A 6,715-nucleotide genomic window follows, 5' to 3' on the forward strand; every position below is an offset into this window, starting at 1 on the left:
TCATCAGGGCTTTTAAATTTTCTAATTTGAGTTAAGCACTCATTGCATCTACTGATAAATCAGCAACTGTTGGCTTTGGTTTTTCAGCTGTTAAACCTAGTTTATTAAATAAAGCTTGGTCTTTACCTTCACCAGCATTTGGTGTGGTTAATAGTTTATCACCAGAGAATAATGAGTTTGCACCCGCCATAAATGCTAATGCTTGGTCTGAATCACTTAATGATTCGCGGCCCGCAGAGAGACGGATATAGCTATGCGGCATGATAATACGCGCTACAGCAATAGTACGAATCCACTCAATAACATCAAGCTTTTCAACATCAGCTAAAGGTGTTCCTTCAATAGGAACAAGCATATTGATTGGCACAGATTCAGGATGAATTGGTAGGGTAGCTAGTTCATGTAATAAACCAATTCGGTCTTCACGACTTTCGCCTAAACCTACAATACCGCCACTACAAACTTTCATACCAGCTTGACGAACATAATCAAGGGTATTTAAACGATCATCAAAAGTACGAGTACTAATGATGTGAGAATAATACTCACGAGATGTATCTAAATTGTGGTTATAGTAATCTAAACCAGCAACTTTTAGGCGTTCTGCTTGAGATTGGTTAAGCATCCCTAAAGTCATACAGGTTTCCAAACCTAATGCTTTAACTTCACGTACCATTTCTAAAACATAAGGCATATCGCGCTCATGTGGGTTACGCCAAGCAGCACCCATACAAAAACGTGAAGAACCTGAATCTTTTGCAGCTTTCGCTTCACTAATCACTTTTTCAACAGCAATACGTTTTTCTGCTTCTAGTTTTGATTCGTAATGTGCCGATTGTGAGCAGTATTTGCAATCTTCAGGACATTTACCCGTTTTAATAGATAAAAGGGTACTGACCTGAATTGAATTGGCAGTGAAGTGCTCACGATGTACTTGCTGAGCCTTGAAAACTAAATCCAAAAAAGGTTGTTCATATAAAGCTTGGATTTCTTCACGATTCCAATCATTACGTAGAGTCATTGTCATATCCATGATGATGGCATTAATTCACTATACATAATCATACAGAATTCGTATTAAAGCTATAGGGCAAAAAACATCATTTTTTTAATTTGATAGCTGAAGTTGATTAAGTTGCTGTTCAATTGCCCAATCAATATGCACATTGACGATTTCGTCATGTAAATTTTTGCCATTTTGTAGTTGATCTACAATTTCTTTTGAATAAGGAGCATTTCCTAATCCGATTGCAATATTACGTTTAAATGATTGATAACCTGTCCGACGGATAGGGCTACCTTCCGTATTGGCTAAAAAAGTGGCTTCATCCCACTGCCAGATATCAAGCAGACTAATATTATCTAACCCATGTCTAGGATTAAAATCAGAAATAGATGCTGTTTTGGCAAAGCTATTCCAAGGACAAATTAACTGGCAGTCATCACAACCAAATATTCGGTTTCCAATACCTGCACGTAATTCTTCAGCAATAATTCCTTTATATTCGATAGTTAAATAGGCAATACAACGTCTTGCATCTAACATATAAGGCTCGACAATTGCTTGCGTCGGGCAAATATCAATACAAGCGCTACAAGAACCACAATGTGCTGTTGCAGGCTCGTCGAAAGGTAGCTCGAGTGATGTAAATAGCTCACCTAATACGAAAAAAGAACCTGACTTTTTATGAATGAGCAAAGTGTGTTTACCTGTCCAACCCATTCCAGCACTTTCAGCTAATGATTTTTCAAAAATAGGCGCCGAATCTGCAAAAGGACGAGATTCAAAGTCACCAACTTTTTCACGAATTCGTGTTGCTAGCGTTTTCAATCTACCACGCATGACTTTATGGTAATCACGGCCACGTGCATAGCGGGCGATAATGGCAGAATTAGGCTCTAAAGGTACATATCGTGGTTTTGGCGATTCCACAAGATAATTCATGCGGACACAAATAATACTTTTTGTACCAGGCACTAATAGTGTTGGATCAGCTCGTTTTTCTAGATTTTCTTCTAAATAAGTCATATCTGCATGATAACCACGTTCAAGATACTCTAAAAAACGTGGCATTTGCTCTTGAGCATCTGGTTTTGCGATGACACAATCAGCAAAACCCAAGTCTAATGCTTGAGCTTTGATCCATGCTTTTAATTCATGTGGATCAATTTGTTGCACTGCAATGCGTGATGTGTCGGAAGATGTCATAAACCAAAATGCAAGAGGATAATAATATGCAGGCGGTAGTTTACCATAGCGATGATATTCGAGCATGGGAGCGGCGCTGGTTTGCTGCGCAAAACTCCTCATTAGGTTTAATGCAACAAGCGGCTTGGTCAATTGCCCAGCAACTTATTGAGCTTTTTAAAGATCGGCCTATCAAGAATATTGCTGTTTGGTGCGGGCAAGGCAATAACGCAGGTGATGGTTACTTTATAGCAAGTTATCTGAAGCAAGCTGGATTTAATGTTGAAATCTTTGCAGCTCAATTGGGTGAGTCAACCGATTTACATTGTGCAGCGCAATTTGCTAGAGAAATGAAAGCCCAAATTCATCCAAATTTTGATATTAAAAGAACATTTGATTGTCATATTGATGCTTTATTTGGCATAGGTTTAAACCGAGAATTAAATATAGGTTGGCAACAAGTAATTCGAAAGTTTAATGAACAAGTGGGCCTAAAAATTTCGATTGATATACCGAGTGGCTTACAAGCAAATACAGGACAAGTCTTACCCTGTTCAGTAAGAACTGATCATACCTTTACTGTTTTAGGTCTTAAAGCAGGACTATTTACAGGGCAAGGTAAAGAGTACGCAGGACAAGTTCATTTAATTAATTTAATTCCTATAGACCACGAGTTGAAACCCTTAGCTTATTTGTCACCCACAAATATTAGACTTCCTCAGCGTATGGCATTTGGCCATAAGGGAAGTTATGGGCATGTTTTAGTGGTGGGTGGACATGAGCAAATGGGCGGGGCTGTTATTATGGCTGCTGAAGCTGCTTTTCATGCGGGTGCAGGCAAAGTGACAGTGGTTTGTCATCGCAACCATCATCAAGCCATTTTGTCGCGGGCACCTAATATTATGCTTCGTGATATTAATGCTTTAGATGAAAACAATATTAAAGAGATTCTATCTCAGGTCGATGCAGTCTGCTTTGGAATGGGATTAGGCCGTGACGATTGGGCAAAGCAGATTTACCAACAATGGTTTAATTTGTTAAATCAGAGTACACGCCTAGAAGTTGTTTTAGATGCAGATGCTTTATGGTTTCTGGCTAAACAGCCTGAAAAGTTAAATACACATATTTATGCCACACCTCATCCTGGAGAAGCTGCTACTTTACTTGGTTGCTCTACAGCGCAAATTGAAAATGACCGAATTGCTGCAATTTATACTTTACAACAAAAATATACAGGCCAGTGGGTGCTTAAAGGAGCGGGTAGCTTAATTTTAGAAGATAATTTGTATATCTGTACGCAAGGTAATGCTGGTATGGGAACCGGTGGAATGGGAGATGTGTTAGCAGGAATGATTGCGAGCTTAAAAGCTCAGTTCCACAAAGGTATTGCATTACATGAGATAGTGACTCTGCATGCTCAAGCAGGTGATGAACTTGCAAAACAAGGTATGCGTGGTTTACAGGCTTACCAAATGAATCAAGCCATTAGTCAGGTTGTAAATCAATAAATTTTTAACGTCTACGACTGCTAGAACGACTTCGCCCACGTGCCATACCACCTAAAGCATTTAAAACAGACAGTTTGCTCATACTTCCCGATGCATGAGCATGGCAAATGGCAGCAGCAAGGGCATCGGCTGCGTCGGATTGAGGTTTAATCGTCAAATTAAGTAATCGCATCACCATCATTTGGACTTGTTCTTTATCGGCAGCGCCATAACCAACCACAGACTGTTTAATTTGACGGGCAGTATATTCTGCAACTTGTAAATCTAAATTCACTAATGCGGCTATGGCAGCACCACGGGCTTGTCCTAGTTTTAAGGCAGAGTCTGGGTTTTGAGCCATAAAGACTTGCTCAACCGCAGCTTCAGTTGGACCATGGAATTTCACAATTCGCTCAACGCCAGCAAAAATACGTTTTAAGCGTTCTGGCATTTCTTGAGTTTCTGTTCGGATTGTACCGGCATCAACAAAACGTAGTTTACTACCATCTTTTTCAATGATTCCATAACCTGTTAAGCGTGAACCCGGATCAATACCAATAATCAATGCCATGTGAAGACTTATATAAATAGTTTAGAGAGTATTGTTACATAGCCAAAAAGGTTCTGCATGCGTAATTTAAAGAATGCTGCGATGAATGGTTATTTTTCGGTTTTTTATCGAACCAATTTATATCTTTAAAATCATTTGATGTAATTCTATTTTAGTGGAATACTTATCTATAATTTTGGAATTAAAGTTTATCGGTAGATGGAAGATATTAATATCCGCATTGCGCAGCAAGTGCGTGAAATACGTCTAGCGCGTGGATATACCCTAGATATTCTTGCTAGTCGATGTCAGGTAAGCCGTTCTGCAATTTCACTCATTGAAAGAGGAGAAGCGAGCCCTACAGCTGTTGTTCTTGAAAAGCTAGCAAATGGTTTAGGGGTGCCTTTGACTCAGCTATTTGATTCGCCCCAGAATACTCAATCGCCTCAACCTATGGTACGGCGTACTCAACAAGCAGAATGGAAAGATCCAGAAACGGGATATATTCGCCGTCAAGTTTCGCCTCCAAATTGGAAATCTCCATTTCAGATCGTTGAAATTGAATTTCCAGCTCAATCTCGAGTTACTTATGAAACAAGTACGAATTCTAAAGTTGTATTACAGCAAATTTGGGTAATAGAGGGGCAAATTGATATTCAATTGGGTGAAAACTTTTATGCTTTACAAGAGGGGGATTGTTTGGCGATGCAATTAGATCAACCGATCATATATAGCAATCCTTCTTCTAAAGCTGCTCGATATATTTTAGTTGTATGTAATGAGCTCGTCTCTATTCTTAAGGAATCTTCATGATTAAAAATCTTAATCCAAATTTACGTTTAATCGATTGTCATGAAGCTACACATGCAAAGGCTATATTAGATATTTTGAACGAAGCAATTATCAATTCTACTGCTTTGTATGACTATTTGCCGCGCTCTGAAGAGTCGATGAAAAACTGGTTTGCAGTTAAAAGAGAAAATGGTTTTCCTGTCATTGGTATTGTAGATGAGACAAACAAGTTATTAGGTTTTGCAAGTTGGGGAACTTTTAGAGCTTTTCCTGCCTATAAATATACGGTCGAACATAGTATTTATATTCATCATGAACATCGTGGCGGCGGATTAAGCAAAATTTTAATGCAAGAATTGATTAAGCGTGCTCAAGAGGCAGACTTACATGTATTGATAGGCTGTATTGATGCAACCAACCAAGCAAGTATCGGTTTACATGAAAAAATGGGCTTTATTCATGCAGGTACTTTTAAGCAAGTCGGTTTTAAGTTTGGTCAATGGTTAGATGCTGCTTTCTATCAGTTAAATTTAAATACACCACATACCCCAGTTGACGGATAAATAATAAGGTTTTCAAATTTCAAGTTTTAAAATAACCCAGTTTATAAGGATGAATATAAGCTGGGCTATAAAGTCCAAATTATAAAATACCTAGCTGCTCTAATCCCTTATAAGCAATTTCTTTTCGAATAGAACTAGGTATGCCTTTTTTCATTTCTAAATTGAGTGAGAACGCTACAATTTTTCCTTGAGGTTGAACGACCCAGCCTGTTAACCAGCCCACTTGAGGCTCCACATCCCATCCCCAACCACTTTTGGCATAAATTTTCCGTCCATTTTTTTCTTCTATGAACAGCATAGATTGAACTTGTTCTTGCACATTCTTGCTAAAAGGAAGAGTTTTATGGGCTAGTTCATAAGCAAACTGGGCTTCTTGTTGAGGTGTAATTTTAAGTGGACCAACAAGCCAAAAATCATCTACTTTTGAACCAATATCAGCATTACCGAAACTAATGCGTTTTATCTCTTTAGACATAAGATCAAGGCCAATTCGTCGAGCTAGTTCCTGATAAACTGGAATAGTAGAAGCTTTCATCGCATCGCCTAATGTCATGTCTTTTTCCCAATCGGGAAATAAACGCTTTTGCCCATCCCATTTAAACACTTCAGTTGGTGTTGCTTTATGATGCTCAAGTCCAATCAAAGCATTTAACATTTTAAAGGTAGAGGCGGGAACATATTCGGTTGATGCTCTTTTAAGATCATTGCCATAGACTTCCTCTATTTGCCCACGTTTTATAACTAGAACACCTTCAGTTTGTGCTTGATCAAACAACGATTTAATTTTCTCTGAGTTTTTATTGGTAGAAATTGACTGTATTTGATGCTGTTCTACCGTATTAAAAGAACATGCCGATAAAAACATCGTACCAATGGCAAAGAAAAGAGCTTTTTTAGTCATGAGTCTATGTGGGTTTAAAAGAGTTATTCTTTAATTTAACTTGAATAGAAGTCCTTTTAGATAGAAAAAATGTAAGTTATTTAGGAAATTCTATATCTATGTACTACTTCTTAAAATTTTATAAGAGGTGGATCAGGAAATTTGAACAACACTTATAAGTGATATTTTGCTCCCCAAATGATGTTATAAACATCAATATATGGAGTATTTTATGGCACGTAGACCAAGAAGAAA

At 38.1% G+C, this 6,715-nt stretch carries 7 protein-coding genes; 3 read left to right on the plus strand and 4 right to left on the minus strand.

Going from position 1 to position 6,715, the window contains the following annotated elements; genetic code table 11:
- Positions 1-31 precede the first annotated feature (31 nt).
- Together bioB and queG are read right to left on the minus strand one after the other, a co-directional pair.
- Positions 32-1,021, minus strand: coding sequence for a biotin synthase BioB (gene bioB, locus WBW42_RS17600; protein WP_002121433.1), 990 nt, complete (start codon positions 1,019-1,021; stop codon positions 32-34).
- A gap of 87 nt (positions 1,022-1,108) precedes the next feature.
- Positions 1,109-2,209 (minus strand): tRNA epoxyqueuosine(34) reductase QueG, encoded by a 1,101-nt coding sequence (queG, locus tag WBW42_RS17605; RefSeq protein WP_005076330.1) that lies wholly within the window; start codon positions 2,207-2,209, stop codon positions 1,109-1,111.
- Between the two features lie 26 nt (positions 2,210-2,235).
- Here queG and WBW42_RS17610 point away from each other — a divergent pair, with 26 nt between their 5' ends.
- Positions 2,236-3,696 carry a bifunctional ADP-dependent NAD(P)H-hydrate dehydratase/NAD(P)H-hydrate epimerase gene (locus WBW42_RS17610; RefSeq protein WP_032057043.1) on the plus strand — a complete coding sequence of 487 codons (1,461 nt, stop codon included), beginning with the start codon at positions 2,236-2,238 and terminating at the stop codon, positions 3,694-3,696.
- A gap of 4 nt (positions 3,697-3,700) precedes the next feature.
- Here WBW42_RS17610 and ruvC read toward each other — a convergent pair whose 3' ends face one another.
- Entirely contained in the window at positions 3,701-4,246 is a 546-nt protein-coding gene (ruvC, locus tag WBW42_RS17615) for a crossover junction endodeoxyribonuclease RuvC (protein ID WP_002121356.1), read from the minus strand.
- A gap of 198 nt (positions 4,247-4,444) precedes the next feature.
- Here ruvC and WBW42_RS17620 point away from each other — a divergent pair, with 198 nt between their 5' ends.
- Both WBW42_RS17620 and WBW42_RS17625 read left to right on the plus strand, forming a co-directional pair.
- A complete protein-coding gene (locus WBW42_RS17620) occupies positions 4,445-5,038 on the plus strand; it encodes a helix-turn-helix domain-containing protein (protein WP_017482298.1) in 594 nt (197 codons plus the stop codon).
- A complete protein-coding gene (locus tag WBW42_RS17625) occupies positions 5,035-5,580 on the plus strand; it encodes a GNAT family N-acetyltransferase (protein ID WP_017482297.1) in 546 nt (181 codons plus the stop codon). Before WBW42_RS17620 ends, WBW42_RS17625 begins: the two co-directional genes overlap by 4 nt.
- Positions 5,581-5,659: 79 nt before the next feature.
- Here the strand turns inward: WBW42_RS17625 and WBW42_RS17630 are convergent, their stop codons facing one another.
- Positions 5,660-6,481 (minus strand): OXA-213 family carbapenem-hydrolyzing class D beta-lactamase OXA-820, encoded by an 822-nt coding sequence (locus tag WBW42_RS17630; protein WP_032057042.1) that lies wholly within the window; start codon positions 6,479-6,481, stop codon positions 5,660-5,662.
- Positions 6,482-6,715: the final 234 nt, after the last annotated feature.

Source organism: Acinetobacter sp. LT1, from assembly GCF_059800965.1.

What these genes read in the sequence shown, in the direction of transcription:
- bioB (WP_002121433.1), bottom strand. Translation starts at nt 1,021, where the DNA reads ATGACTCTACGTAATGATTGGAATCGTGAAGAAATCCAAGCTTTATAT.
- queG (WP_005076330.1), bottom strand. Translation starts at nt 2,209, where the DNA reads ATGACATCTTCCGACACATCACGCATTGCAGTGCAACAAATTGATCCA.
- WBW42_RS17610 (WP_032057043.1), top strand. Translation starts at nt 2,236, where the DNA reads ATGCAGGCGGTAGTTTACCATAGCGATGATATTCGAGCATGGGAGCGG.
- ruvC (WP_002121356.1), bottom strand. Translation starts at nt 4,246, where the DNA reads ATGGCATTGATTATTGGTATTGATCCGGGTTCACGCTTAACAGGTTAT.
- WBW42_RS17620 (WP_017482298.1), top strand. Translation starts at nt 4,445, where the DNA reads ATGGAAGATATTAATATCCGCATTGCGCAGCAAGTGCGTGAAATACGT.
- WBW42_RS17625 (WP_017482297.1), top strand. Translation starts at nt 5,035, where the DNA reads ATGATTAAAAATCTTAATCCAAATTTACGTTTAATCGATTGTCATGAA.
- WBW42_RS17630 (WP_032057042.1), bottom strand. Translation starts at nt 6,481, where the DNA reads ATGACTAAAAAAGCTCTTTTCTTTGCCATTGGTACGATGTTTTTATCG.